General features: G+C 61.1%; 1 protein-coding gene. It reads right to left on the bottom strand.

Annotation, left to right across the window (positions count from 1 at the left end; genetic code table 11):
* Positions 1-244, bottom strand: a 244-nt coding sequence (locus SB751_RS34245; RefSeq protein ID WP_410749528.1) for a class I tRNA ligase family protein, incomplete at both ends; no start/stop codon positions are given.

Raw genomic sequence — 244 nt, 5'->3', positions numbered from 1 at the left:
ATTGCGCGCCTTGACGATCATGTCCTTGAGGATCTTGTTCACCGCGTGGCCGAGGTGGATGTCGCCGTTCGCATACGGCGGGCCGTCGTGCAGGATGAACTTCTTGCGGCCCTTCGAGGCTGCGCGGATCTTCTTGTAGATACCTTGCTCTTCCCACTCCTTGACCCATTGCGGCTCGCGCTTGGGCAAGTCGCCGCGCATGGGGAACGGCGTGTCGAGCAGGTTGACGGGGTACTTCGATTCG

Origin of the sequence: Cupriavidus sp. SIMBA_020 (assembly GCF_046535395.1) — a bacterium.
Taxonomy (GTDB): Bacteria; Pseudomonadota; Gammaproteobacteria; order Burkholderiales; family Burkholderiaceae; genus Cupriavidus; species Cupriavidus campinensis.
This window is presented reverse-complemented; position numbering and strand designations above follow the sequence as displayed.